27 protein-coding genes are annotated in these 25568 nt (G+C 60.8%); 4 read left to right on the plus strand and 23 right to left on the minus strand.

The annotated features are described in order from the left end of the window. The 11 genes from nuoN to BM399_RS10145 all read right to left on the minus strand — a co-directional run bounded on the left by nuoN (window position 1) and on the right by BM399_RS10145 (window position 12731). On the minus strand, window positions 1–1458 hold the full coding sequence (nuoN, locus tag BM399_RS10095) for an NADH-quinone oxidoreductase subunit NuoN (protein WP_092867590.1): 1458 nt from the start codon (window positions 1456–1458) through the stop codon (window positions 1–3). Next, on the minus strand, window positions 1458–2957 hold the full coding sequence (locus BM399_RS10100) for an NADH-quinone oxidoreductase subunit M (protein ID WP_092867591.1): 1500 nt from the start codon (window positions 2955–2957) through the stop codon (window positions 1458–1460). Before BM399_RS10100 ends, nuoN begins: the two co-directional genes overlap by 1 nt. Further along, window positions 2954–4912 (minus strand): NADH-quinone oxidoreductase subunit L, encoded by a 1959-nt coding sequence (gene nuoL, locus BM399_RS10105; protein ID WP_092867592.1) that lies wholly within the window; start codon window positions 4910–4912, stop codon window positions 2954–2956. Before nuoL ends, BM399_RS10100 begins: the two co-directional genes overlap by 4 nt. Before the next feature lie 7 nt (window positions 4913–4919). Beyond that, entirely contained in the window at window positions 4920–5228 is a 309-nt protein-coding gene (gene nuoK, locus BM399_RS10110; RefSeq protein ID WP_092867593.1) for an NADH-quinone oxidoreductase subunit NuoK, read from the minus strand. Continuing rightward, on the minus strand, window positions 5225–5875 hold the full coding sequence (locus tag BM399_RS10115) for an NADH-quinone oxidoreductase subunit J (protein WP_092867594.1): 651 nt from the start codon (window positions 5873–5875) through the stop codon (window positions 5225–5227). The genes nuoK and BM399_RS10115 overlap by 4 nt, the downstream gene beginning before the upstream one ends. Window positions 5876–5886: 11 nt before the next feature. Further along, on the minus strand, window positions 5887–6375 hold the full coding sequence (gene nuoI, locus BM399_RS10120; RefSeq protein ID WP_045835622.1) for an NADH-quinone oxidoreductase subunit NuoI: 489 nt from the start codon (window positions 6373–6375) through the stop codon (window positions 5887–5889). Then, window positions 6372–7442 carry an NADH-quinone oxidoreductase subunit NuoH gene (gene nuoH / locus BM399_RS10125; RefSeq protein WP_092867595.1) on the minus strand — a complete coding sequence of 357 codons (1071 nt, stop codon included), beginning with the start codon at window positions 7440–7442 and terminating at the stop codon, window positions 6372–6374. Before nuoH ends, nuoI begins: the two co-directional genes overlap by 4 nt. A gap of 5 nt (window positions 7443–7447) precedes the next feature. Next, the gene (gene nuoG, locus BM399_RS10130; protein WP_092867596.1) at window positions 7448–9544 is read right to left on the minus strand and encodes an NADH-quinone oxidoreductase subunit NuoG; all 2097 of its coding nucleotides are present in this window, start codon (window positions 9542–9544) and stop codon (window positions 7448–7450) included. Between the two features lie 16 nt (window positions 9545–9560). After that, the gene (nuoF, locus tag BM399_RS10135; RefSeq protein WP_092868160.1) at window positions 9561–10847 is read right to left on the minus strand and encodes an NADH-quinone oxidoreductase subunit NuoF; all 1287 of its coding nucleotides are present in this window, start codon (window positions 10845–10847) and stop codon (window positions 9561–9563) included. A gap of 5 nt (window positions 10848–10852) precedes the next feature. Continuing rightward, window positions 10853–12019 carry an NADH-quinone oxidoreductase subunit NuoE gene (gene nuoE / locus BM399_RS10140; protein WP_092867597.1) on the minus strand — a complete coding sequence of 389 codons (1167 nt, stop codon included), beginning with the start codon at window positions 12017–12019 and terminating at the stop codon, window positions 10853–10855. A gap of 232 nt (window positions 12020–12251) precedes the next feature. After that, window positions 12252–12731, minus strand: coding sequence for a hypothetical protein (locus BM399_RS10145; protein WP_092867598.1), 480 nt, complete (start codon window positions 12729–12731; stop codon window positions 12252–12254). A 196-nt stretch (window positions 12732–12927) separates the two neighbouring features. Between BM399_RS10145 and BM399_RS10150 the strand changes: the two genes are divergently transcribed. Continuing rightward, entirely contained in the window at window positions 12928–13656 is a 729-nt protein-coding gene (locus BM399_RS10150; RefSeq protein ID WP_143117795.1) for a hypothetical protein, read from the plus strand. 74 nt (window positions 13657–13730) lie between these two features. Here the strand turns inward: BM399_RS10150 and BM399_RS10155 are convergent, their stop codons facing one another. From BM399_RS10155 to BM399_RS20915, 8 genes are all read right to left on the minus strand, one after another. After that, complete coding sequence (locus BM399_RS10155; RefSeq protein ID WP_092867600.1) at window positions 13731–14162, minus strand: SRPBCC domain-containing protein; 432 nt, start codon at window positions 14160–14162, stop codon at window positions 13731–13733. An 8-nt stretch (window positions 14163–14170) separates the two neighbouring features. Further along, window positions 14171–15361, minus strand: a complete 1191-nt coding sequence (locus tag BM399_RS10160) for an NADH-quinone oxidoreductase subunit D (protein WP_092867601.1) — start codon at window positions 15359–15361, stop codon at window positions 14171–14173. 3 nt (window positions 15362–15364) lie between these two features. After that, complete coding sequence (locus BM399_RS10165; RefSeq protein ID WP_092867602.1) at window positions 15365–15814, minus strand: thioesterase family protein; 450 nt, start codon at window positions 15812–15814, stop codon at window positions 15365–15367. Between the two features lie 11 nt (window positions 15815–15825). Continuing rightward, entirely contained in the window at window positions 15826–16125 is a 300-nt protein-coding gene (locus BM399_RS10170; RefSeq protein WP_092867603.1) for a hypothetical protein, read from the minus strand. A gap of 211 nt (window positions 16126–16336) precedes the next feature. Further along, entirely contained in the window at window positions 16337–16942 is a 606-nt protein-coding gene (locus tag BM399_RS10175; RefSeq protein ID WP_092867604.1) for an NADH-quinone oxidoreductase subunit C, read from the minus strand. Between the two features lie 30 nt (window positions 16943–16972). Then, on the minus strand, window positions 16973–17566 hold the full coding sequence (locus BM399_RS10180) for a NuoB/complex I 20 kDa subunit family protein (protein WP_092867605.1): 594 nt from the start codon (window positions 17564–17566) through the stop codon (window positions 16973–16975). Next, window positions 17557–17922: an NADH-quinone oxidoreductase subunit A gene (locus tag BM399_RS10185; protein WP_092867606.1), complete on the minus strand. Its 366-nt coding sequence runs from the start codon at window positions 17920–17922 to the stop codon at window positions 17557–17559. The genes BM399_RS10180 and BM399_RS10185 overlap by 10 nt, the downstream gene beginning before the upstream one ends. Before the next feature lie 563 nt (window positions 17923–18485). Beyond that, window positions 18486–18698: a hypothetical protein gene (locus BM399_RS20915; RefSeq protein WP_143117796.1), complete on the minus strand. Its 213-nt coding sequence runs from the start codon at window positions 18696–18698 to the stop codon at window positions 18486–18488. A 74-nt stretch (window positions 18699–18772) separates the two neighbouring features. Between BM399_RS20915 and BM399_RS21385 the strand changes: the two genes are divergently transcribed. Then, window positions 18773–19129, plus strand: a complete 357-nt coding sequence (locus BM399_RS21385) for a hypothetical protein (RefSeq protein ID WP_092867608.1) — start codon at window positions 18773–18775, stop codon at window positions 19127–19129. Window positions 19130–19233: 104 nt separating this feature from the next. On the opposite strand, the gene BM399_RS10200 is transcribed toward BM399_RS21385, so the two are convergent. Further along, window positions 19234–19683, minus strand: coding sequence for a YaiI/YqxD family protein (locus tag BM399_RS10200; protein ID WP_092867609.1), 450 nt, complete (start codon window positions 19681–19683; stop codon window positions 19234–19236). A gap of 292 nt (window positions 19684–19975) precedes the next feature. On the opposite strand from BM399_RS10200, the gene BM399_RS10205 reads away from it, so the two are divergent. Next, window positions 19976–21088, plus strand: coding sequence for a DUF2778 domain-containing protein (locus BM399_RS10205; RefSeq protein ID WP_244531183.1), 1113 nt, complete (start codon window positions 19976–19978; stop codon window positions 21086–21088). Window positions 21089–21099: 11 nt separating this feature from the next. Here the strand turns inward: BM399_RS10205 and BM399_RS10210 are convergent, their stop codons facing one another. Further along, window positions 21100–22173, minus strand: a complete 1074-nt coding sequence (locus BM399_RS10210; protein ID WP_092867611.1) for a type 2 periplasmic-binding domain-containing protein — start codon at window positions 22171–22173, stop codon at window positions 21100–21102. A gap of 50 nt (window positions 22174–22223) precedes the next feature. Beyond that, complete coding sequence (locus BM399_RS10215) at window positions 22224–23090, minus strand: NmrA family NAD(P)-binding protein (protein ID WP_092867612.1); 867 nt, start codon at window positions 23088–23090, stop codon at window positions 22224–22226. 131 nt (window positions 23091–23221) lie between these two features. Between BM399_RS10215 and BM399_RS10220 the strand changes: the two genes are divergently transcribed. Further along, entirely contained in the window at window positions 23222–24121 is a 900-nt protein-coding gene (locus tag BM399_RS10220; protein ID WP_092867613.1) for a LysR family transcriptional regulator, read from the plus strand. 232 nt (window positions 24122–24353) lie between these two features. On the opposite strand, the gene BM399_RS10225 is transcribed toward BM399_RS10220, so the two are convergent. After that, complete coding sequence (locus BM399_RS10225) at window positions 24354–25127, minus strand: TorF family putative porin (protein ID WP_092867614.1); 774 nt, start codon at window positions 25125–25127, stop codon at window positions 24354–24356. Window positions 25128–25568: the final 441 nt, after the last annotated feature.

Here is a 25568-nt window from a genome sequence, read left to right on the forward strand (position 1 = left end):
TCAGGGATGGGCCGGCACGAGCACCGAAGCTGCAGCCGTTGCCGCGTCGACCACCGTTCCGCCGACGAAGGGCAGAACGAACGCCACGACGAAGGCCGCCGAAAGCGCCATGACTGCAAAGGTCCGGCCTTCAGGCGGCGAGAAGCCCTCAGCCGTCTCGTCGAAGAACATGATCTTCACGACCCGCAGATAGTAGTAAGCGCCGACGACGCTCGTTACGACGCCGATGACGGACAACGGATAGAGACCCGCCTTGATCGCCGGCAGGAAGACGTACCATTTCGCCCAGAAGCCGGCGAGCGGCGGGATACCCGCGAGCGAAAACATCAGAACGGCGAGGATCGTTGCGAACGTGAGGTTCGTTTTCGCGAGGCCCGAAAGGTCGGAGATGCTCTCGACGTTGCGGCCGTTGCGCTGCATCGCGAGGACGCAAGCAAACGCGCCGAGCGTCATCGCGACGTAGATCACGAGATAAATGAGTACGCCGGCGGTGCCTTCGGTGTTGTTCGCGGCAAGCCCGATCAAGGCGAAGCCGACGTTGCCGATCGACGAGTAAGCGAGCAGGCGTTTGATATTGTTCTGGCCGATCGCCGCGAAAGAGCCGAGCACCATCGAGGCAATCGCGAGGAAGATGACGATCTGCTGCCACTGGGGCGCAATGCCCGGAAGCGCTGCCTGTGTGAAGCGCAGCAGAAGCGCCATGGCGGCAATCTTCGGTGCGCCGGCGAAGAACGCGGTGACGGGGGTCGGCGCGCCCTGGTAGACGTCGGGCGTCCACATGTGGAACGGCACGGCTGCGACTTTGAACGCCAAGCCGACGAGGACGAACACGAGCCCGAAGGTCAGGCCGATATTCGTCGACATTTCCGGGATCGTCGCCGCGGCTGCTATCGTTGCGTAACTCGTCGAGCCGGTGACGCCGTAGAGCATCGAGGCGCCGTAGAGAAGCATGCCCGAGGACAACGCTCCGAGGACGAAATACTTGAGGCCCGCTTCGCTGGATTGCACGTCGTCGCGCTTGAACGCAGCGATGACGTAGAGCGCGAGGGACTGCAGCTCGAGGCCCAGATAGAGTGCGATGAGGTCATTCGCCGAGACCATCATCAGCATGCCGAGCGTCGCGAGCAGCACGAGCACCGGATATTCGAACTGCAGAAGCTTGGCGCGGCCGAAGTTGTCGAACGTCATCAGAAGCGTCAACGCCGCGCCGATGAGGATGACGATCTTCAGGAAGCGCGTGAAACCATCGGAGACGAACGCTCCGCCGAAAACAAGCGAGCTGCCGCTGCCCTGGAAAACAGCGATGGCGGTCGCGATCAATACGGCGATCGAAAGCCACGTGACGGTGCGGCCCGCCGCTTCGCCGTTGGATGTAAAGACGCCGAGCATCAGCAGCGAAATGGCGCCGATCGCGAGTATCAGCTCCGGCGCGACGACATATAGGACCGAGCTATCCATTATTGGGTTCCTTGAGGCGCCGCCGATGCGGCCGCCGTCCCCTGGGCGGATTGATAATTCTGCACGAGGTTCTTCACCGATGTCGCCGTCACGTCGAGGACGGGAGACGGATAGACGCCGTAGAAAATCGTGAGCAGCACGAGGGGCGCGAGGATCGCGATCTCGCGCGGAGAAAGATCGAGCAAGCCTTTAAGGTTTGCCTTTTCGAGCGCACCGAAAATGACCCGGCGATAGAGATAGAGCGCGTAGGCCGCCGAAAGAATGATGCCTGTCGTCGCCAGGATCGCGACCCAGGTGTTGGCCTTGAAGGCCGCCAGCAGCGTCAAGAATTCGCCAACGAAACCGCTTGTCCCGGGCAGGCCGACGTTCGCCATCGTGAAGACCATGAAGGCGACGGCGTATTTCGGCATGCGTTCGACGAGGCCGCCATAGGCCGCGATCTCGCGGGTATGCGTGCGATCATAGATGACGCCGACACAGAGGAAGAGAGCGGATGAAATGATGCCGTGCGACAGCATCTGGAAGATCGCGCCGTCAACGCCTTGCTGGGTCGCTGTGAAGATGCCCATCGTCACGAAGCCCATGTGCGCCACCGAAGAGTAGGCAATGAGCTTCTTGATGTCTTCCTGCACGAGAGCGACGAGCGAGGTGTAGATGATCGCGACGATTGAAAGCGTGAACACCAGAGGCGCGAGGTCGGCCGAGGCGTTCGGGAACATCGGCAGCGAGAAGCGCAGGAAGCCGTAGCCTCCCATCTTCAAGAGAATGCCGGCGAGAATGACCGAACCTGCAGTCGGCGCCTCGACGTGGGCGTCGGGAAGCCAAGTGTGGACGGGCCACATCGGCATCTTCACTGCGAACGATGCGAAGAACGCGATCCAAAGCCACCACTGCATATCCGGCGGGAATTTCGTCTGCAGAAGGGTCGGGATATCGGTCGTTCCGGCGTGCCAGTACATCGCCATCATGGCGAGCAGCATCAGCACCGAGCCGAGCAGCGTGTAGAGGAAGAACTTGAAGCTCGCGTAGACGCGCCGCTTGCCACCCCAAACTCCGATGATGATGAACATCGGAATGAGGCCGCCCTCGAAGAAGAGGTAGAAGAGAACCATATCGAGCGCCGAGAAGACGCCGAGCATCAGCGTTTCCAGAACGAGAAACGCGATCATGTATTCCTTGACGCGATCCTGCACCGACACCCAGCTCGCCAGAATGCAGAGCGGCATCAGGAACGTCGTCAGAATGACGAACAGCATCGAAATGCCGTCGACGCCCATTTTATATTTCAGCGGACCGAGCCACGCGTGCTCCTCGACGAACTGGAAGCCAGCCGTGTTCGTGTCGAAGTTGATCCAGATGAGAAGCGAGACAGCGAACGTGACGAGCGTCGTCCAGAGCGCGATCCAGCGCGCGTTGCCCTTGGCTTCCGAGTTGAGCGTCGCGATCAGCAGCGCTCCAACGAGCGGCAGGAACGTGGTGACCGAAAGAATGTTGCTCATTTGAGCACCCCGCCAAAGAGCCCGTTGTAGGTGAGCCATGTCAGGATGGCCGCGACGCCGATCAGCATCGCGAAGGCATAGTGGTACATGTAGCCCGTCTGCAGTTTGACGACGCGATCCGTAACGCGGACGACACCCGCCGCCGTGCCGTCGATGGCGCCATCGATGACGGCGCCGTCACCGCCCTTCCAGAGGAAGCGGCCGATCGCGAACGCGGGCCGCACGAAAATCAGATTGTAGAGCTCGTCGAAGTACCACTTGTTCAGCAGGAAGAGGTAGAGCGGGCGGAACGTGCGTGCCGTCGCCTCCGGCAGCCAAGGGGCTCCGATGTAGTAGACCCAAGCAATCGCAAAGCCCGCGAGCATCGCGATCAACGACGAATAGGGGACCCATCCCGGCACTTCGTGCATCTCGTGCAGGATATGATTGTGCTCGCCGCGGAAAATCGAAGCGCCCCAGAATTCACTCTGGTCATGCCCCATGAAATACGGCGCGAAAACGAGACCCGCGAGAACGGCTCCGAGCGACAGGACCGCAAGCGGCACCATCATCGTCGGCGGGCTTTCGTGGGCGTGGTCGAAGGTGTGATGGTCGGCGCGTGTTTCGCCGTAGAACGTCATGAAGATGAGACGCCAGGAATAGAACGACGTCATCAATGCCGCGACAACGAGGAGCCAGAAGGCGTAGTTGTTCGGCGTGTTGGCGGCATAGGCCGCCTCGATGATGGCGTCCTTCGAATAGAAGCCTGCAAAGCCCGCGAGATGCGGAATGCCGACGCCGGTCAACGCGAGCGTTCCAATCAGCATTGCAGCGAACGTCCACGGTATTTTCCGCCGGAGGCCGCCCATCGCGCGCATATCCTGCTCGTGATGCATGGCGTGAATGACGGAACCCGCGCCGAGGAACAAGAGCGCCTTGAAGAAGGCGTGCGTAAAGAGGTGGAAGATGCCGACCCCGTATGCGCCGATGCCGCATGCAACGAACATGTAGCCGAGCTGCGAGCACGTCGAATAGGCGATGACGCGCTTGATGTCGTTCTGGACGAGGCCGACGGTCGCGGCGAAGAAGGCGGTAATCGCGCCGATGAACGTCACGACGATGAGCGCATTGGGCGCCAGCTCGAAGATAGGCGACAGGCGAGCGACCATGAACACGCCGGCCGTCACCATCGTCGCGGCGTGGATGAGCGCGGAGACGGGCGTCGGGCCTTCCATCGCGTCAGGCAACCACGTGTGCAGCAGGAACTGAGCGGATTTGCCCATCGCGCCGACGAACAGCAACAGCGAGAGCGTCGTCAGGATATCGACTTCGTAACCCGCAAAGCTGAAGGTCTTGCCGACGGCGCTCGGCGCTGCTGCGAACAGCGCGTCGAGGTTCACGGTGTGAAAGACGAAGAAGAGGCCGAAGACGCCGAGCGAAAATCCGAAGTCGCCGACGCGGTTGACGATGAAGGCCTTGATGGCGGCGGCGTTGGCTTCGGGCTTCTTATACCAGAAGCCGATCAGCAAGTAGGACGCGAGGCCGACGCCTTCCCAGCCGAAGAACATCTGCACGAGGTTGCCGCTCGTGACGAGCATCAACATCGCGAAGGTGAAGAGCGAGAGATACGCGAAGAACCGCGGCCGCGAGTCATCCTCGTGCATGTAGCCAATCGAATAGAGATGCACGAGCGAAGAGACCGTCGTCACGACGACGAGCATGACGGACGTCAGCGTATCGATCTTGAGCGCCCATGAGACGTCGAGTTCGCCCGACGTAATCCAGCGCATCAGGGTGATTTCGCGGGTTTCGTGTCCGAGGCCGACCTGGACGAACACGACCCAGGACAGCACGGCGGCGATCATCAGGAACGCGGTCGTGATGATCTCGCTCGGGCGATCGCCGATGACACGGCCGAACAGCCCGGCAATCAGCGCGCCGGCAAGCGGCAGAAAAACGATGGCGGCGTAAATCATTCCCGCCTCACCCCTTCATCATGTTGATGTCTTCGACCGCGATGGAACCGCGGTTGCGGAAGTAGACGACCATGATCGCGAGGCCGATGGCGGATTCGGCCGCGGCGACGGTCAGCACGAACAGCGCGAAAATTTGCCCTACGAGGTCGCCGTTGAAGTGCGAGAACGCGACGAGGTTGATGTTGACTGCAAGCAGCATCAACTCGATCGACAGCAGGATGACGATGACGTTCTTCCGGTTCAGGAAGATGCCGAAGATGCCGAGCGTGAAGAGACACGCGGCGACGACCAGATAATGTCCAAGACCGATGGTCATTCCGCAGCCTCCGGATGTTTGGCGGGTGGCGGGATGACCGAGCCGCCGCTCGGGACTTTGACCACTTCGAGGCCGGTCGCCGGTCCGCGCGCAACCTGCGCGCTGATAGACTGGCGCTTGACGCCTTTGCGGTGCTTCAGCGTCAGGACGATGGCGCCGATCATTGCGACGAGCAGGATGAGGCCCGCTCCCTCGAAGTAGTAGACGTACTTCGTATAGAGAATTTCGCCGAGCGCGCGGGTGTTGGTGATGCCGGAGTCTGCCGCCGGCACGGGCGACGACGGGCTCATTACGGGCGAGACCGCGAGGCCCTTATAACCGACGAGCGCGAGAAGCTCGACCAGAACGAGACCGCCGATCAGTGCGCCGATCTTGGCGTTCTTGATGAAGCCGGCTTTCAGTTCGGCGAAGTCGACGTCGAGCATCATGACGACGAACAGGAAGAGCACGGAGACCGCGCCGACGTAGACGATGACGAGCAGCATCGCCAGGAATTCGGCGTTGAGCAGAACGAACAGACCCGCAGCGTTGAAGAACGCCAGGATCAGGAACAGGACTGCGTGAACCGGGTTCTTCGTCAGAATGACGGAAGCGCCCGATGCCACCGCGAGCACAGAGAAAAGATAGAAGAAGAGAGCCGATGCCATCGCCTTGCCTTCTATCGATACTTCGCGTCGAGCGCGATGTTCTTTGCGATTTCGCGTTCCCAGCGGTCGCCGTTCGCGAGCAGCCGGTCCTTGTCGTAGAAAAGTTCTTCGCGCGTCTCGGTCGCGAACTCGAAGTTCGGCCCTTCGACGATGGCGTCGACCGGGCAGGCTTCCTGACAGAGCCCGCAATAGATGCACTTCGTCATGTCGATGTCGTAGCGCGTTGTGCGGCGCGTACCGTCGTTGCGGCGCGGGCCGGCCTCGATCGTGATCGCCTGCGCCGGGCAGATCGCCTCGCAGAGCTTGCAGGCGATGCAGCGCTCTTCGCCGTTCGGATAACGGCGGAGCGCGTGCTCACCGCGGAAGCGCGGCGATAGCGGGCCCTTTTCGTAAGGATAGTTCAGCGTCTTCTTCGGCGAGAAGAAGTAACGCATCGTCAAGAAGAACGCCGAGACGAACTCCAAGAGGAAAAGCGATTTTGCTGCGCGCGCTACGCTCATGAGAGGAAGCCTCCGAATTGGAGCACGGCGGCCGTGATGACGACCATGACGAGCGACAACGGCAGGAACACCTTCCAGCCGAGGCGCATCAATTGATCGTAGCGATACCGCGGCACCATCGCCTTCACCATGGCAAACATGAAGAAGACGAATACGACTTTGATCAGGAACCAGAAAATGCCCGGGACGGCGTTGAGCGGCCAGATGTCCAGCGGCGGCAACCAGCCACCCAGGAAGAGGATGGTCGTCATCGCGCACATGGCCGTTATCGAGACGTACTCGCCGAGCATGTAAAGCAGGTAGGGGGTCGAGGAATATTCGACCATGAAGCCGGCGACGAGTTCGGATTCGGCTTCGACGAGGTCGAACGGGGGCCGGTTCGTTTCGGCGAGCGCCGAGATGAAGAACACGACGAACATCGGAAAGAGCGCGAACCAATTCCAGTCGAACAGCGAGTTCGTCAGGCCGATGTGCGTGCCGATGCCGGTCTTCTGCGAGTTGACGACGTCGGTCACGTTGAGAGAGCCGACGCACAGCAGCACGCAGATAATGACGAAGCCGATCGAGACCTCGTAGGAGACCATCTGCGCGGCGGAGCGTAGCGCGCCCATGAACGGGTACTTCGAGTTCGACGCCCAGCCGCCCATGATGATGCCGTAGACGCCGAGCGACGAGATCGCGAGCAGGTAAAGAATTCCGACGTTCATGTCGGAAATCACCCAGCGGCCCCAGCTGTTCTCGTTGACGGGGATGACGGCCCACGACGCCAAGGCGCACGTTGCCGTTGCGAGCGGCGCCAGCAAGAAGACGACCTTGTCGGAGCCCGATGGGATGATCGGCTCCTTCAGGACGAACTTCAGAAGGTCGGCAAAGGATTGCAACAGGCCGAATGGTCCGACGACGTTCGGGCCGCGGCGCATCTGGACTGCGGCCCACACCTTGCGATCCATCAGGAGCAGGAAAGCGATGATGACCAGGAGCACGACCAGCAAGAGCAGGGAAAAGCCGATCAGCACCAGCAAGTTCCAGCCGTAGTCGTTCATGAATGTCTGCAGCGTGTCGAGCATGTTCCCTATTCCGCTGCGCTGAGTTTCTGTTGGTGTGACGCTCGAAGCGCGCTCATGCCGGCCATTACGGCGGAAGATCGCGCGATCGGGTTCGTCATATAAAAGTCAGCGATCACCGGAGCGAATGGCGCTGATGACGGTTGTGCACCGAGCTTCGCAAGCGTCTCGAGCCCGGATACGGCGCGGACTTCGATCGTATCCAGGGCTGCGAGCTGCGGGCTCGTCCGGTACATCGCCGCGCGAAGCTCTTTCAAGCTATCGTAGGGCAGCTTGGTGCCGGCACGCTCAGAAAGCGCTCGGATGATCGTCCAGTCTTCCTTCGCGTCTCCCGGTGGAAACACGGCTTTCAGCGTCTGCTGCGCGCGGCCTTCGGTGTTGACGAAGGTTGCGCTCTTTTCAGTATAGGCGGCGCCGGGAAGAATGACATCGGCCCGTTCGGTGCCTTTGTCGCCGTGCGTTCCCTGATAGACGACGAACGCGGACGGGCTCACCTTCGACAGATCGCATTCATCGGCGCCGAGCAGATAGACGAACTCTGAATCGGGCCCGAGAATTCCGGCGGCATCCTTGCCGCCCTTCCCTGGAACGAAGCCGAGATCGAGACCTGCGACCCGGGCTGCTGCCGTGTGCAGAACGTTGAAGCCGTTCCACGCCGCGTCTTTCCCCGCAGATGCTGCGAGGACGATGCGCGCTGCGAGCGACAGCGCAGCGAGACCGTCTGCACGGGCGAAGGCGCCCTGCCCGACGATGACCATCGGCTTGCTCGCGGCTTTCAAAACTTCGGCGAACGGGTGCTTGCCGTTCGCGATCTCGGCCAAGGTATCGGGCCCGGCGCCCAGATATTCATATGGGTACGCGAGATCCACCTTGGTGCCGACAAGCGCGATTTTCGTCGGCGCACTGCGCCAGCGCTTGCGGATGCGTGAATTGAGAACCGCGGCTTCGAGGCGTGGGTTGGCTCCGACGATCAGAATCGCGTCGGCCTCCTCGATGCCTTCGATGCCGGAATTGAAAAGGTAGCTCGCACGGCCAAGCTTCGGATCGAGCTTGTCGCCTGCCTGGCGGCAATCGAGAGACGTTGCGCCCAAGCGCGTGAGAAGGTCCTTCAGCGCGAACATTTCCTCAGCGCCCGCGAGGTCGCCCGCGATTGCGCCGATCTTTTCCGCCGGCGCCGCTTTCAATTTCGCGGCAACGAGACCCAGCGCTTCATCCCAGCTTGCGGGTTCGAAGCGGCCGTTCTTGCGGATGTAGGGCTGATCGAGGCGCTGCGTTTTCAGGCCGTCGGCGACGTGACGCGTCTTGTCGGAGATCCACTCCTCGTTCACGGCGTCGTTGTTGCGCGGAAGGATGCGCATGACGGCGGCGCCGCGCACGTCGGCGCTGATCGAGGAGCCGACAGCGTCCATCACGTCGATGGTCTCGAAAGTTTCCATCTCCCACGGCCGGGCGGCAAAGGCCCACGGGCGATGCGTCAACGCGCCGACCGGGCAAAGATCGACGGCGTTGGCGCTCATTTCGGAAAGGATGCCTTGCTCGAGATAGGTCGTGATTTCCGCGTCTTCGCCGCGGCCGATCAGTCCGAGTTCCTCGACGCCTGCAACTTCCGTCATGTAACGAACGCAGCGCGTGCAATGAATGCAACGCGTCATCATCGTCTTGATCAGCGGACCGATGTGCTTTTCTTCGACGGCGCGCTTGTTCTCGGTATAGCGCGAGCCGCCCATGCCGAACGCCATCGCCTGATCTTGCAGATCGCATTCGCCGCCCTGATCGCAGATCGGGCAGTCGAGCGGGTGGTTGATGAGCAGAAACTCCATCACCCCTTCACGCGCCTTCTTCACCATCGGAGAGGCGGTGTTGACGACCTTCGGCGAGCCGTCCCTGTTCGGCGGCAGATCGTTGACGAGCATGGCGCAGGACGCGACCGGCTTCGGCGAACCCTCGACCTCGACCAGACACATGCGGCAGTTGCCGGCGATCGATAGCCGCTCGTGATAGCAGAAGCGCGGAATGACTGCGCCCGCCAATTCACAGGCGTGCATCAGTGTCGTGCCGTCCTCGACCTCAATCGGCTTGCCGTCGACAATAAGTTGCTTGGCCATCGTTTTTTTCCGCAGCCTACTCTGCCGCCATGCGTGAATGTTTTGCCTGGTAATCGTCGATACGTGCTTCGATCACCGAGCGGAAGTTGTTGATCAGACCTTGAACGGGCCATGCCGCCGCGTCGCCGAGCGCGCAGATGGTGTGGCCTTCTACCTGCTTCGTGACATCGAACAGCAGATCGATCTCGCGCTTTTCAGCTTCGCCGCGCTCCATACGCTCGAGGACGCGCCACATCCAGCCGGTGCCTTCGCGGCACGGCGTGCACTGGCCGCAGCTCTCGTGCTTATAGAAATAAGCGATGCGCCGGATTGCGCCGATGATGTCGGTCGATTTGTCCATCACGATCACGGCGGCCGTGCCGAGACCCGAGCCGAGCTTGCCCAGCGCGTCGAAATCCATCGTCACCGCTTCGGCCTGCTCTGCCGTGATGCAGCGGACGGACGATCCGCCCGGAATGACGGCGAGCAGATTATCCCAACCGCCGCGGATGCCGCCGCAATGCCTGTCGATCAGCTCTTTGAGGGGGATCCCCATCTCTTCTTCGACGACGCACGGGCGCTCGACGTGACCTGAGATCTGGAAGAGCTTGGTCCCGGTGTTGTTCGGCTTGCCGAGAGCTGCGAACCACGCCGATCCGCGACGCAGGATTTCGCCTGCGACGGCGATGCTTTCGACGTTATTGATGGTCGTCGGAGCGCCGTAAAGGCCGACGTTCGCCGGGAACGGCGGTTTCAGGCGCGGCTGGCCCTTTTTGCCTTCGAGGCTTTCGAGCATCGCCGTTTCTTCGCCGCAGATGTAAGCCCCGGCGCCGTGGTGCACGAAAATGTCGAAGTCCCAGCCGTGAACGTTATTCTTGCCGATGAGCTTGGCGTCGTAGGCTTCATCGATGGCGCGCTGGAGCGCTTCGCGCTCGCGGATGTATTCGCCGCGCACGTAAACGTAGCAGGTATGCGCGCGCATCGCGAAGGAGGCAAGCAACGCGCCTTCGATCATAAGATGTGCGTCGTGCCGAAGGATCTCGCGGTCCTTGCAGGAGCCGGGCTCGGATTCGTCGGCGTTGATGACGAGATAGCTCGGCCGCACATCGGCCTTCGGCATGAACGACCACTTGAGGCCTGTCGGGAAGCCCGCGCCACCGCGGCCGCGCAGACCCGACTTCTTCACCTCGTCGATGATGTAGTCGTGACCTTTGTCGATGAAGAACTTGGTGCCATCCCACACGCCGCGGCTCATCGCGCCTTTGAGACTGACGTCGTGGAGGCCGTAGATGTTGCGGAAAATGCGGTCGCGATCATGCAACATGCGCGCTACCCTTTCGGCCTTTTGCCGGCTTTGCTTTCCGGACGCGATCCGGATGCGAGCTTCTGCGCCTGCTCGATCCATTTGTCACGCGTTACGCGACCCATGAAGCCATCGAACTGGACTTCGAACCACGCGACGTTCTGCGGCGTCCACTTGGCGATCTGATCGAAATGCCAGATGCCCATTGCGCCAAGCTTATCGCGTAGGTCGGCGGTGATACCTGAGATCAGCGTAAAATCGTCGGCTTTGCCGCCGCGCGGCGCTTTCAAAAGCTCGGGCTCGACGGATCGGCTTGCGGCTGCACCCGCAATCGCCCTGTCGCGGATCATGTCCGCCTTGATCTTATCAAGTTCGCCCGCGGAAAGCGCCTTGCCGCCGCTCCGCTCTTCGAGCTCCTTGACGAGCCCGGCGTTCGCCATCGCGGTCAGCGCTGCAGGGTGAACCGGCGCAGGCTTTGGAGCCGCTGCTCCTCCCGGCGACGCCGGCGATGTTTCGTTGGCCTTGTCGGGGGCGCCCGACGTTTCTTCAAAACGCTTCTTCCAGGCGCCGATCGTCGAGCCATCGTAAAGCGCCGGATCGGTCAACGTGGTTGGGCCGGACACCGGGCAAGACGCAACGCGGCCGATCTGAGATCCGGCCTTCGGCTGCTTACCGGCAATGAAGCCATCAATAATCTTGTTCAGCTGCTCTGGCGTCAGGTCTTCGTAGGTATCCTTGCCGATCTGAACGACCGGAGCATTGGCGCAGACGCCGATGCATTCAACCTCTTCCCACGACGCCGTGCCATCGGCGTTCAGCGTGTGCGCATGCTCGTCGATCCGGCTCTTGCAAACGGCGATGAGATCGCGCGAGCCGCGGAGCATACACGGGGTGGTGCCGCAGACCTGAACGTGGAGTTTTGTTCCGACCGGCGAGAGCTGGAACATCGTATAGAAGGTGGCGACCTCCAGACCGCGAATGTGGGCCATTCCCAGCATATCGCAGACCAGTCTGATCGCGGGCTCCGGCAGCCAGCCGCCCGCCTGCTCTTGCGCACGCCAAAGCAGCGGAATGATCGCGGAAGCTTGCTTGCCTTCGGGATATTTCGCGATCACCTCGCTCGCCCACGCTAGATTTTCGGGCGTGAAAGCGAACTGTGCAGGTTGCACTGGATTTAGTCGGCGAACGCCCATCCACGGCTCCTCGAACGTCGGTCGTATGGCGCCGAATACACAACGTGGCCATGTCACAAACTGTGATTCGGCACGTCACGCAGCAATGTCGACTCTCAGAGTGACATTAAACCCTCAGCCACCAACGCGGTCCAGTACGAGGAATGCCGCGCCAAAGCAAGCATTTGCCGATCCCTATGAGGGAGCAAGCGCTGTTCGCAGTGGAGATTTAGGTGCGACGAAAAGCGCGAAGCTATGGAGCGGATTTCGGCGGCTGCGTTGGCGACGTCACGCCCGCATCCGGCGCGAGAATTCCGCGGCGCTGAAGTGTTTCGGAGGGGCGCTCCGTTGCCCACCTGCGTTCGGAAAAGCCGAGTGGCACGGCGAGCCAGCCGAGCAGCAAAAGAAACGTAGCGATAGGCGCGAGAAACAACGCAAGCTGCGAGCCGACGCGGAGAAAACCCGTCCAAAGAGCGGCGAACAGCAAACCCAGCGCAATGATCATCCAGCCGCCGTCGTCGGCGCCGCGCGCCGTCGCGAACAGCAAGCCGGCGAACAACCCGCCAAGCCCGATCAGAACCGGAATGAACGGCATGTCGGCTTGCAGCGCGCCCATCGGCCAGCTCCGCGTACGGGCGAAAAGCCTATAGGTCGCAAGGCTCAAGCCCCAGCCGACGGCGGCCACGGCGAGCAGGAACAGGTTGTCGACCATCGGCGCAGCACCGGGAAGCATACTCGGCTCCTTTGATTTGACGCTCGGCCCCGACCGCAATCTGCCAGGGCTTCGTGACAAGCGCCAGCGCGTTTCGCGGCGGCAACTCGGGCCACGACGACAGGCCGAAATGTCCGCTCACCGATTGGCAACGGGCCCACCACAAGTACGCCCTTATGGTGTGTCACGGCCCTAAAAACTGAAGGGGGACAGCCGCTTGCAAGCCGATATCACTATCGTTGCGACCCGCCGTCCCGAACTTCTACGGCAGATGATCGCAAGCTTTTCGAAGAACGTCTTTCCGAAGTTGGATATCGGCCACGTCTACGCCAACGTAGACCCGGCCTTCGGATCCAAAGACGATCAGGCGGAAGCCGTCCGCATCATCCGGCAGCGTTTCCCTACGGCGACGGTGTTCGAACCCGAGACACCGGGCTTCGCCGCAGCAGTGGTCCGCGTCTGGGCCGCGACCAGCTCCCCTTTCGTGCTGCATGCGGAAGAAGATTGGCTCGCCATCAAAGATGCGGGAGATTTCTGTGCGCCATTCGCCCGCCATCCGACGCTCGCGCAAGTCGTCCTCTCGATGCCCTTCCAGGAAAAGCGGTTGGGGATACGGCGCAAGTTCAAGTCCCGAAGGCTTATCGGACTGACGGTCCCCTTCACTCGCAAACCGTGCAACCATATCGGCACGTCGCCCGGCCTTTTTCGTGGCTTGTTCTGCCGCGAGGCGGCCCGAATGATGGACCCGGCACTCGATCCCGAAAAGCAGTTTTGCGGCGGCCACAACCCGCCGCTCGAGCAATATGCGAGAGGCTTCGACAGCTTCATTCATTCGCCCGACGGCGACTATGTTCTCGCCGATCTCGGCCGCGATTGGATGAAGGCGCACGGCCGCCGGAAGCAGATCGTCAACGGCGTCGTGAGTTGGCCTGAAGTATTGGCCTGAAATATAAGAGCCCGCCTGTGCCGGGGATAACCGAAGCGCTCGCCAGCGCGTTTCGCGGCAACTCCGTCCTGCCGTTACCGACCTTCGGACTTTGCCTTCAGCGCTTCGTTCATGGCTCGAAATCCGCGTTCCGTGGCGTCCAGAACACTGCCGACGAAGGGGATAAGCAGCCCTGAAAACTGTTCCGAATGCTCGAAGCGGGTGCTCGAACCGTCCGCGCTGAGGGCGAACCGATGCACACCGACAAAGAGACCTGGAATTGGGAGCGATCCGCGCCAGGAGAAAACCCGCTCGGGCTCGACCTCGACGACGACAGGCCGAAACGTCTGCGCTTTGAGCCCTGGGGGCTCGATACCGACCTCGAGCCTTGCACCCGTTCGCTGTTCACCCTTGATGGTGCGGATGAACGGGTTCCATGCGGGGTAGCCGTCGAAGTCCATCAACACGGACCAGACGCGCGAAGCGGGCGCCGCGATCAAAATCGATGTCTCGATCGCGCGGGCCATAGGCGTTTTCAGCGATCGATTTCGCCGAAGACGATGTCGAGGGATCCGAGGATCGCGGAGACGTCCGCCAACATGTGACCGCGGTTGATGAAATCCATTGCCGCGAGATGGGGGAATCCGGGAGCGCGGATCTTGCAGCGATACGGCTTGTTCGAGCCATCCGACACGAGATAGACGCCGAACTCGCCCTTTGGCGCTTCGACTGCGGCGTAGACTTCGCCGGGCGGCACGTGGAAGCCTTCGGTGTAGAGCTTGAAGTGGTGGATCAGCGCCTCCATCGAGCGCTTCATCTCACCGCGCTTCGGCGGCACGACCTTCTTGTTATCGGCGACGTGCGGGCCCTGGCCGCGCGCGGATTTCAGAAGCTCGCAGCACTGCTTCATGATCTTGGTCGATTCCCGCATCTCCTGCATCCGGATGAGGTAGCGGTCGTAGCAGTCGCCGTTCTTGCCGATCGGAATATCGAAATCGAGATCGGCGTAGCATTCGTAAGGCTGGGACTTGCGCAGGTCCCAGGCGGCGCCGGAGCCGCGGACCATGACGCCGGAAAAGCCCCAGGCGAAGGCTTCATCCAACGAGACGACGCCGATATCGACGTTGCGCTGCTTGAAGATACGGTTTTCCGTCAACAGCGCGTCAATGTCGTCGATGACTTTGTAGAACGGGTCACACCAGGCGTAGATGTCGTCGATCAACGCCTCGGGCAGGTCCTGGTGGACGCCACCCATGCGGAAGTATTTAGCGTGCATGCGCGAGCCTGAGGCGCGCTCGTAGAAAACCATCAGCTTTTCGCGTTCTTCGAAACCCCAGAGCGGCGGGGTCAACGCGCCGACGTCCATGGCTTGCGTCGTGACGTTCAAGAGATGCGACAGTAAACGGCCGATTTCCGAGTAGAGCACGCGGATCAGCTGGGCGCGGTAGGGGACTTCAAGCCCCAGCAGCTTTTCTGCAGCAAGGCAGAAGGAGTGCTCTTGGTTCATCGGGGCGACGTAATCGAGACGATCGAAGTAGCCGATCGCCTGCATGTACGTTTTGTGCTCGATGAGCTTCTCGGTGCCCCGGTGAAGAAGGCCGATATGCGGATCGACGCGCTCCACGACCTCGCCGTCGAGTTCGAGAACGAGGCGAAGCACTCCGTGCGCCGCCGGGTGCTGCGGCCCGAAGTTGATGTTGAAGTTGCGGATTTCAGTCTCGGCCATGGTTCAAACGGTCCCGCGGGTAATCGGTGCAAGTCTGGCGAGCTTCGCCTTGTCGTTCACTCGCTGCTCGAACTTATCCCAGTTGACGATAATACGCTGATGCTCGCCCTCGCCGATTAAATCAATCCCATCATGCGCTTTGACATGAAAGAAAAGCCGGCGGCCTGCGACCTTCGTGCACTCGGCGTCGACGGTGACCGTCTGCCCCGGCACGGTCGCGGCGGCGTGTGAAACATTGACGTGTACGCCGAGCGAGCCCTCTCCGTCGTCGAGGTGCGGCGCTATGATATGCAGGCAGGTCCATTCCATCAGCCCGACCATGAAGCCTGTGGCAAAGACGGTCGGCATCAGCTGGAATTCGTGCGCCTCGGGATAGAGGTGCGGCACAGTCTTCGTCGCCGGCACACGATAGGAAAATTGCGTTCTGGCGCCCGCGTGAAGCGTGTCTTTCACGGCCTCAGTCCTTACAGCCGGTCTTTAAGGTTGCGTATCGTAATATAGAGGCTCGAAGCGGTGCCCGCGACGGCAAAGAGACCGAAGAAAAAGCTCCAGAAATGCGGCTCCGTCGTGCGGCCGAACCAGGGATAGAGCAATTCCGCGGCACCTGAGACGAGGATGACGCCAACCGGAATGAAGATCGTTCCATAGGGCAGATACCGGCAGACGATGCCCAACGCCAGCCCTGCGACCGCACGCGGCCAATCCAGAATGAAGGCTCCGACCATGATTGCTGTCGCGATTGCGACGCTGACCTCGAATTGCATTGCGATTCTGGCCCCACGACTAAATCTGATTTCCCGGCCGACGCACCATTGAACGGCGACGACCCGGCGGGAAGCGAAGGTCGCGCCGAACCCATTGCACTCAAGGCCGATTCCCTCTTCGAATCATCCCCTTCGAACGACATCCCGCGTACGCCCGGCATACCGGCACCAGGAAAACGGGTTCAGAGGCCGTGCGCAGACCTACGAAAACTCACGACTTCGGGCCGGCTTTCTCGTCGCCCGGCAGGACGTGGCTCGGGCTCTCCCAAGGGCTCTCGAAATCGAAATCCCGAAATTCCTGCGTCAGCTTCACCGGCTCGTAGACGACGCGCTTCTTTTCATCGTCGTAGCGCACTTCGACGTAGCCGGTGAGCGGGAAATCCTTCCGCAACGGATGGCCCTGGAAGCCGTAGTCGGTCAGGATGCGGCGAAGATCGGGGTGGCCCGTGAACCGGATGCCGTAGAGGTCGTACGCTTCCCGCTCGTACCAATTGGCGGCCGGAAAAACGTCGTTGACGCTCGCGACGGGCGTCGCCTCGTCGGTCGAAATCTTGACCCGCAGCCGCTGGTTCAGGCGCGGCGACAGCAGGTGGTAGACCACATCGAACCGTTCGGCGCGTTCGGGATAGTCGACGCCGCAGATGTCGATCAGGACTTCAAACTGGCATTTCGGATCGTCGCGAAGCTTCGTGAGGATTTCGACGATATTTTCGCGGGCGACGGTAATCGTGAGCTCGTCATAGGAGACGCTGGCCTGTCGTAGGGCTCCGCCCGCGATCGCCTTCGCAGTGTCCTGCAGCGCGGTTAACTCCGTCATCTAGCGGCGATCTCCAAGAAACAGCTCGACTTAGCGCTCGATCGTGCCGGTGCGGCGTATCTTCCGCTGCAGCAACAGAATTCCGTAAAGGAGCGCCTCGGCGGTCGGCGGGCATCCAGGGACATAGACGTCGACCGGCACGATGCGATCGCAACCGCGCACGACAGCATAGGAATAGTGATAGTAGCCGCCGCCGTTGGCGCAGCTTCCCATCGAGATAACGTAGCGCGGCTCCGGCATCTGGTCGTAGACCTTGCGGAGCGCCGGGGCCATCTTGTTGGTCAACGTGCCGGCGACGATCATGACGTCCGACTGCCGCGGCGACGCGCGGGGAGCGAAGCCAAACCGCTCGACGTCGTAACGCGGCATTGATGCCTGCATCATCTCAACGGCGCAGCAAGCAAGGCCGAACGTCATCCACATCAGCGAGCCCGTCCGGGCCCAGGTGATCAGATCGTCGACGCTCGTGACGAGAAAGCCCTTATCGGCCAGTTCGTTCGAAACGTCGGTAAAGAAGGGGTCGGCGGCGGGCGCTACCAGGCCTGGCGAGCCTTCCTGAGCACGGTCGAAGACGCGATCGAAGAGAAGGCCACCCGGACGCTCGTCCTTAAGGATCAATCCCATTCCAGCGCGCCCTTCTTCCATTCATAGATGAAGCCGATGGTCAGCACGCCCAGAAACACCATCATCGACCAGAAGCCGAATACGCCGATTTCCCTGAACGCGGCGGCCCACGGGAAGAGAAATGCGATCTCGAGATCGAAGATGATGAAGAGAATCGACACGAGATAGAATCGCACATCGAATTTCATGCGCGCATCGTCGAAGGCGTTGAAGCCGCACTCGTAGGCGGACACCTTCTCCGGATCCGGGTTCCGAACCGCGACAAGAAACGGTGCAACCATCAGGGCGCCGCCAATGAACAGCGCGACGCCGATGAAAATCGCGATCGGAAGGTATTGGGAAGTAAGATCCATCATCGCCGTCAATCCGCTAGCGTGGGGAGACTCCGAGCGCTTTCGCAGCTACGGGGGTGTTAGCCCACGGCGTTCTAAGGCGCAACTCCCCACCCGCTCCTCTCCATCTGAAGACTATGGGAAGCGCAAGTGCCAACTTTTAGTCCCCAAGCTTAGCACCCGAGCCTGATGGCAATCTGTCACACGGCGGGGGTTGGCGGTGCCGGTGCCGTCACCGGGTGAATTGCCGGATAGGTCGCGGTTCAAATTGGGGCCGGCACCGGGCTCGTTGCACGGCGCGCCAAGTCACCCGACGCTCCGTCCCGGCTTTCTGGAAGAGGCGCGCCAAATGCGATTTGATGGCCGGGCGCGCGATCGCGCTCGACTCAGTTGCGTCCTTCTGGGACACGCCCCCCAACAAGTCGCCGTTAACAGTCCGCCCTCCGCGCGGGTGATCCCAGCGCAAAGCTTGCCGCCTCGAGTCTTCGGGATGACCAGCTCCATCGGGAAAGCACGCATCCGTCGCGCCGATTGTCCGAATGCAGACTGTGATGCGCACGGACTAGATCACAGTGAGATTGCGGGTATCAGTGTTGCGGAGCGGATTCATCCAAACGGCGAGTTTCATTCAACGCGACAAGCGCTATCGGATCGATCTCATTATTCTCCTGCAGGGACAATTCGCATTCGCGTGCGATAATCCAATGCGCGCCAATAAATGTTTCGCTGAACGTTTCGCCGAACGCCGTCGCAATAACTATGTTTTGAGCAATATTCTTAATACGGATCATCTCCGTCAACTTGACGTCATTCGTTCAGCATCCATTCACGGGTGGTGGCGCTTTTTAAATCGACTTCTGCAGGGAGCATTTTCATGAGAAATCTGATTTATGCACTTCCCGTGCTCGCCTTGGCGGCCTTCACGCCCCACGCGTCGAAAGCGGCGGATTTCGGCGGCGAGTGTTGCGAAGGACGTCCGGCCGTCGTCGAAGGTCCGCCGGTCTATCGAGACTATTACGAGGATGAACCCGTTTATTACGGCCGTCCTTATTACGGTCCCGCTTATTACGGTTATTACGCCCCGCGATATTATCGGCCATTCCCCTATCACGCTGGATATTACCCCTACCGTTGGGGACCGGGGCCAAGATGGTATGGCCGTCGCGGCGGCTGGGGCGGATGGCACGGCGGGTACGGACACCGGTTCGGCGGTCATCGCGGCTGGCGGTGACGGCCATTCAGGAGTTCGTCTGAACGAGCGCTTGACTGAAAGAATTCCCCGCGGGTTCTCCGTGCCGTGCGGGCGGCACGGAGAATGTCAGCGAATGAGGACGCTCATCCCCTCTTCTTTGCTGCCTGGATTGCGTTTTCGAGCGCCTGCAAAAACTGCGACCTGTCGCGTGGCGTGAACGAGGGATTGAAGCCGCGGCTTTCGCCGGTTTCACGCAAGTGGCGCTGCATCTCTCGCATCGCGACCGCCATGCCGATGTTGGCATCGCTGAATGCCTTGCCCGTCGGGCCGATACATTGCGCCCCTGCTTTGAGACAACGGGCAGCGAGCAAAATATCCGCGGTTACGGCGATGTCGGACGGACCGATGCGTTCTGCAATCCAGTCGTCAGCCGCGTCGGGGCCTTCTTCAACAACGACGAGTTTGACCAACGGGCTCGCGTCAATCCGCATCCAGCTGTTCGACACCATCTGCACGGGGAGGTCGTGCCGGGCGGCCACGCGCACCACTTCTGCTTTTACCGGGCAGGCGTCCGCGTCGACGTAGATTTGCATCGTGCATCATCTTTCCAAGCGCCGCAGCGCTCGACGCGCGCGCGGGATCGTTTTATTCACGAGTTGAGCTTAAGCGAGCCGTGAATGGCGAATCGGTGTGGAAATGATCGGATCCATCGGGACGGCCTCGCTCTTGCCCAGACTTTCGGGGTACGAGGGAGGTATGGACCATCTCTGCGCTACCGGGAACCAAGGGATGTACATATCGTGCCGTCGCGCACCGGAGTTCCGGGGGGAGCGGACGCGCGGATTCAAACGGATATCCCGGTTTCACGCTTATTCCAAAATGCCCATGGATCGCATGAAAGCAGCGCTGCTCGCAGCGCTCACCTGTCTCGTACTGATGTCGAATTACAGCCATGCGCAGCAACCGGCAAATGCGGACGCGAAAGCGGTAGCGGGCGCGGCGGCGGGTCAGATAGCCGACTTCTTCAGTGAGGTTGGCGATCAAATCTACGAAGACTGCATCTTCGAATTATCGCAGGAGCAGATTGAAGTTCAGCAGGCGCTGATCCTCGCCTACATCAAGGCGGGGGCCGAGAGCTCGGTTGCCCGTCGCTTAGCGGTGAAACAGATTCAGCCGCCGAAAGTCTCTGCCAAATGCGAGCAAATCCGGCACCTGCCGAAGGTCATCGCACCGGTGGTTCCCGATTTTCAGCCCCCGGTCATCCAGAAGCCGACGGTCGCGGTCGTGCCGCCGTCAAAAACGGTGCCTCCGCCGGTCGTCGTTGCGAACAAGAAAACCCTGCCGCAATGGGACTGCGCGCCCGGTGTCGATTACGTGACCATCCAGCTCAACGGCTATCCGCGAAAGCTGACGGGGGGCGAAATCTGCAACCCCTTCGATGATGTCGTCCACGAAGTTCCGCCGAACGTTCAGCGCTTCCGCCTCGGCTATACGATCCGGACCGGCCGGCTTTTCATCATATCCGATGACCCGGGTGTGCGTGGGCAAACGATCACCTGGGCAATTTCGGGCAGAGACGTGTGCAGGAACAATCCCGATCCCGACTGCCTCGCGACGCGCGCCGTCGGGCCGCTGCCGCCGGGCGAATATTCGTTCGGGTCGGATAAGGGCCCGCGCATTACCTGGGGCCCGAAGACGAAGCGCAACGTTGCAGGAATCTACCTGACGAAGCTCTGGAATAGAGACAAGTTCAGCCCGCAGCAGACGGCTCAGATCCTGGCGCGCGGCAACATTGCCATTCACGAGCGTCTCAAGGGCGAGATGTCGGAAGCGTGTCTCGGGCTCGAGCCGAAGGGCTGGGCTTACGTCGCATCGCTGATCAAGGAGATGCGCGCAACGGGCGTCAGCGTCTATATCGACGAACCCTATCCGCAGGTCGCTGAAAACCCGCCCATCGTGGTTGCGTCTTCATTCTCTCTTACGTCGCTGTTCAAGTGATCGTTTCGATCTCATGACGCAATAGGCGCGAGCGAACGCACGATCTCGAGTCGTTTCGCGTAATCCGGGATGATCGCATAATCAGCGCAGTATGAAAGATCCTCTTCAAGATCATCCCACTGCATGGCCTTGAGTTGATCGCGCGTGAACAGATCGCGGACGGAAGGGTCACCCATTTGAACAACCGGGTTGCATGCGCCAGCGGCCAACGACGCTGCTTTCGCGCCTTGCTCGCTCAATAGAAAACCGAGAAATGTCTCGACGACCGCGAGCGGCGCGCGTCCATCCTTGAGATGTCCATTGACCTCCACGAAGGCCACGGCTCCTTTGCCCTCGATGGGGCCGCTGCTTGGCGTGACGGCACGCACCTCGAGGTGGCCTGCAAGCCGCGCGGGCGAAGCCGTATAAATTCCACCGCTGATGTAAAAATCGATCTCTCTGCTGACGAGCGCGGCGTTCATGCGGTGATGATCGCCGGTGATGAGCCGCGCCGATTGAAAAATGGTCGCGGCCGTCCGGCGAAAGGTCGACTCCGCCTCATCGTCCATCGTCACGAACGGGTTCAAACCGGCAGCTATGGCAATGTGCATGACATTGAAATCCTCGTACGCGAGGATACCGAACCGGCCCTTGAGGCTCGATTCCATCGCGAGACGGAAACCTTCGTCCCTTGCGGTCGCAACCGACAATCCGTTTTGATTGACGACGAGATTGAACGGTCCACAGCGTTGCGGCAGGCCGATGAGCTGATAATCGGGGTCGCGCACTGCCGCTTCGAAGCGACTGAAGGGCGTCCTCAGATTGCTCACACGCTCGGAGAACGATGAATTCAGCGGGCGAATGGCGCCCGCCGGGTGCAACACGTCTCGAACGAACGGCGTGTTGATGTTGATGACGTCCCAGCGGCCGCGCTCGTCGAGGATCCTGCGGCTTGCCGCATCATCTGAAAGATGATCCTCGCCCGTTACCCTGAAGCCGCTCGCGCGAAGAAACGCCGACGGAAGGTCGCCCGCTGCGTAGCCTTCCCAACCGAGACACCGGAGATTCGTATCGCTGCGTGTTTCGCGTTTGACGGCGGCTTCCATTCGTTATCCTTATAGCTCCACGTCAGTTTAGCAGGCCGGCCGGCAAGAGGTCATTGCGCCGCTTCGACTAGCCCTTTCAACACGGTTGCGAGGTCGGTCGTACCTCTTTGCCGTGTTGACGGGCTGCCCTCGAACTCGATCCATCCTTCGTTGAAGCCATCGAGCATTTGGATGCGCGGGATTGGGTCCTTCATGCCTTGGGCTTTGAACCGCGGCCCCCAAGTGTCGCGCGGCACGACTTCCGCATTTACCGGATGACCGAGGATTTTCGCGAAAGTCGCTGCGACTTCGCTCGGAGTGTAGCGCTTCGCTGCTTCGAGTTCGACAACCCGCTTGCCCTGGTATTCGTCTTGTATGAGCGCCGCCGCCAAGCGACCGATGTCTGCCGTCGCGATCATGGGAAAGGCTTTGTCGAGCGGCTGAAGAAAAGACGCGATGACGCCGTTGTCGCGCGCGGACGCCACGTCCCATGAAAAGTTTTCCATGAACCAGGCGGGGCGCAAGAACGTCACCGGCATCGGTAGGCGACTTAGCTCCTTCTCCATGATGGTCCGCTGCGTGAGAAGATTGGGTTGCGCCGCCTGCGCACCGATCGTTGAAAGGCTTACGACATGGCGGGGTCGCGATTTTTCGAGAGCCGCTTTCACCGCGTTGATGACGGCTCGCGCCTCGGGAAAGCCAGGTGATGGATCGAATTCGCTTGGCGGCAAGATGAACACGCCGTCGGCGCCCCGGAAGGCTTCAGCGAGCGCTTCGGCGTCCAACATATCCGCGATTGCGATATCGCAGCCTTGCGACGCCCACGTTTTCCCCGTCACGGCATTCCGAACGACGGCGCGGACGGGCTTTCCGGCGCTCAGCATCGAGCGGGCGAGCGCTCCCCCGACTTGGCCGGTTATTCCGGTGATTGCGTACATTGCTGTTCTCCTGAGCCGCTTCTCCTGGATCAAACTCGATCATGGCGGCCACAACTTCGCATCGCGCCGAAGTTGACTGAAGTGCGTTCGTGTCCACATATTGATGACTGAAGATCAACTATGGGCTGGCCATGGCTTTCGACGGGCGGCTGCTTTCCGGCGTGACGGTTCTTTCCGCGGTTATCGAGGGCGGCAGCTTCGTGCGTGCCGCGGACTCGCTCGGCATCACGACGTCGGGGGTAAGCCGTGCGATTTCGCGGCTGGAGGAGCGGCTCGGCGCGCGCCTCCTCGACCGGACGACACGTTCGGTTTCGTTGACCGATGAGGGCCGGCGTTTCTACGAGAGGGTGAAGCCAAGCCTCGCCGACATCGAGGATGCGGCGACGATTGCTTCAGGCGCCGCCAATGTCGTGCGCGGGCGATTGCGAGTGAATATCGATCCGGTCGTTTCGCAGCTCATCTTGCCCGGGCGGCTCGGTAAGTTCCTGGAACTCTATCCGGAACTCTCGCTCGACTGTGTCACGCGCGAACAGGTCGGCGATCTCGTGGGTGACGGCATCGACGTTGCGGTGCGATTCGGCGAGCCTCCAACTTCGTCGCTCATCATCCGCAAGCTCGCGGAACTGCAGGTCGTTACCGTCGCCGCGCCGAGCTATTTGAAGCGCCGGGGGCGTCCGGAGCATCCGAACGACCTCGCCGGACACGCGTGTATCGATTTGCGCGATCCGCTTACGCGGCGGCCCTACGCGTGGGAATTCCACAAAGGCCGCAAGGTTCTTTCGGTGAAAACCGAGAGCCGGCTGCTATTGAGCGATGCCGGAACCATGCTCACGGAGACATTGGCCGGCACCGGGATCGCTCAGGTTTTCGAAGTGGTCGCCAGAGATCTCATTAAGAGCGGCAGGCTCGTCGACCTTTTTCCAGCGTGGGCCGACGAGCGATTCCCGCTCTATGCCTACTATCCTTCGCGGCACCATCCCGCAGCTAAGGTTCGCGCTTTCGTCGATTTCATTCTGACCGCGGTGCGCTGAGCGAGGCACGAGCGGTGCGGTGCGGCGCCATCCGGTAAATCCGGGATCTCTCGCTCTCCAACTGGACGCGGTCAGCCGCGCGAGTCGCGATTACGTACAGACGGCCTCTCCGCACGAGGCGTTGCACAAACGAAAGCCGCCGCACGGGGGCGTGCAGCGGCTATTCAGCTGGGCGTTGAGAGAGATCAAACTCCAGCGTCCTCGGCCGCGTGAGAGCGCGGCCGAAAGCTCGTTACGGAAGCAGGTTCACACCTGCCGAGAACACGAAGCGGGCATCGGAAAGGCCAGGGTCGATACCGGCCGAGCCAATGTCGGTGTCCGAATAGCGGAAGTCCATGAAGAACTTGTCGACGTTGACCTTAACGCCAGCGTTCCAATACGTGTAGGACTGCACACCATTCCAGTAACCGGATTGTGCGCCACCGTTATAAAATGCGTTGTCGCCTGCGTCCGTGTGACCGACCAAGGCCGTGAACTGCGGAGCGAACTGCGCGAACTTCGGAAGGTCGTAGGCAACTGTGCCTTCATACGAAATGTTGCTGGTGGCTGCAGCGCCCTGGTCCGGCGTCAGAAAGATGTTAGCACCCACCGTCAGGCCTTCGCGAAGCGTGGTCGTCGCGCCGATCTTGAATTCGAAATAGTCGATATCAGACGACGAGCCGTCGCGGTTGCCATAGGTGTAGTACAGCGCCTGCAGATCCCAATTGACCGGGCCAGTTACCGGACGAATACCGACATAGATATCCTGCTCCCACGGACCGTATGCCCCGTTATTGATGTTGGAGGTCCACGCCGCCGCATAGAGAATGCCGTAGCTGAGTTCCTGATAAGCGTTGACTGTCGGACCATTGTCCGTGAACGAGATACCGCGGAACAAGTAATCCGAAGCACCCGTGAGCGTCAGCGCGTAGCCGAACTGCCTGTCTTCTGCGGAAGCGATGCTGGCGGAGGCAAACAATGCCAAAGCCGCTACACAAGCCCCACCCGTGACCTTACGTCCGAACATCTAAATCCCCTATTCTGCAGAGGAAGCGGCCCCGCGCCCTCTGTCCCCGAATTCACCCATCACCCCGGACTGCGTATCGCCTTGGCGACTCGCCCCAGACCCGACATACTTTTTTGTAATGGTACGGGTGTCCCATTCAATCAAATAGTATGAATGTGCGTTGCACTCGGTACAGAGTGTGACGCCTCTGCAACAAAGCAGGTTCTTTTGCCTAAATACCGTTCGTTTTGCCCGCGTTCAGAGCCCAAAAGCAGGTCGCTTTGAGGGGTGGGAGCGCCCTCCGCGAATGGCGGCGCAGATCGGATTTGCGTGGAGGCGGGCTTGATGACCGCGTCCCAATATGTTCGACTGTATACTGATTATTAGCGACTCGGGGGGTCGCCCCCGATAACGTTCAGCGGTTCTTTTATTGCCCGTCAGGGCCGTCACTTGGTTTGCGCG

It is taken from the genome of Hyphomicrobium facile (genome assembly GCF_900116175.1).
Lineage (GTDB): Bacteria > Pseudomonadota > Alphaproteobacteria > Rhizobiales > Hyphomicrobiaceae > Hyphomicrobium_B > Hyphomicrobium_B facile.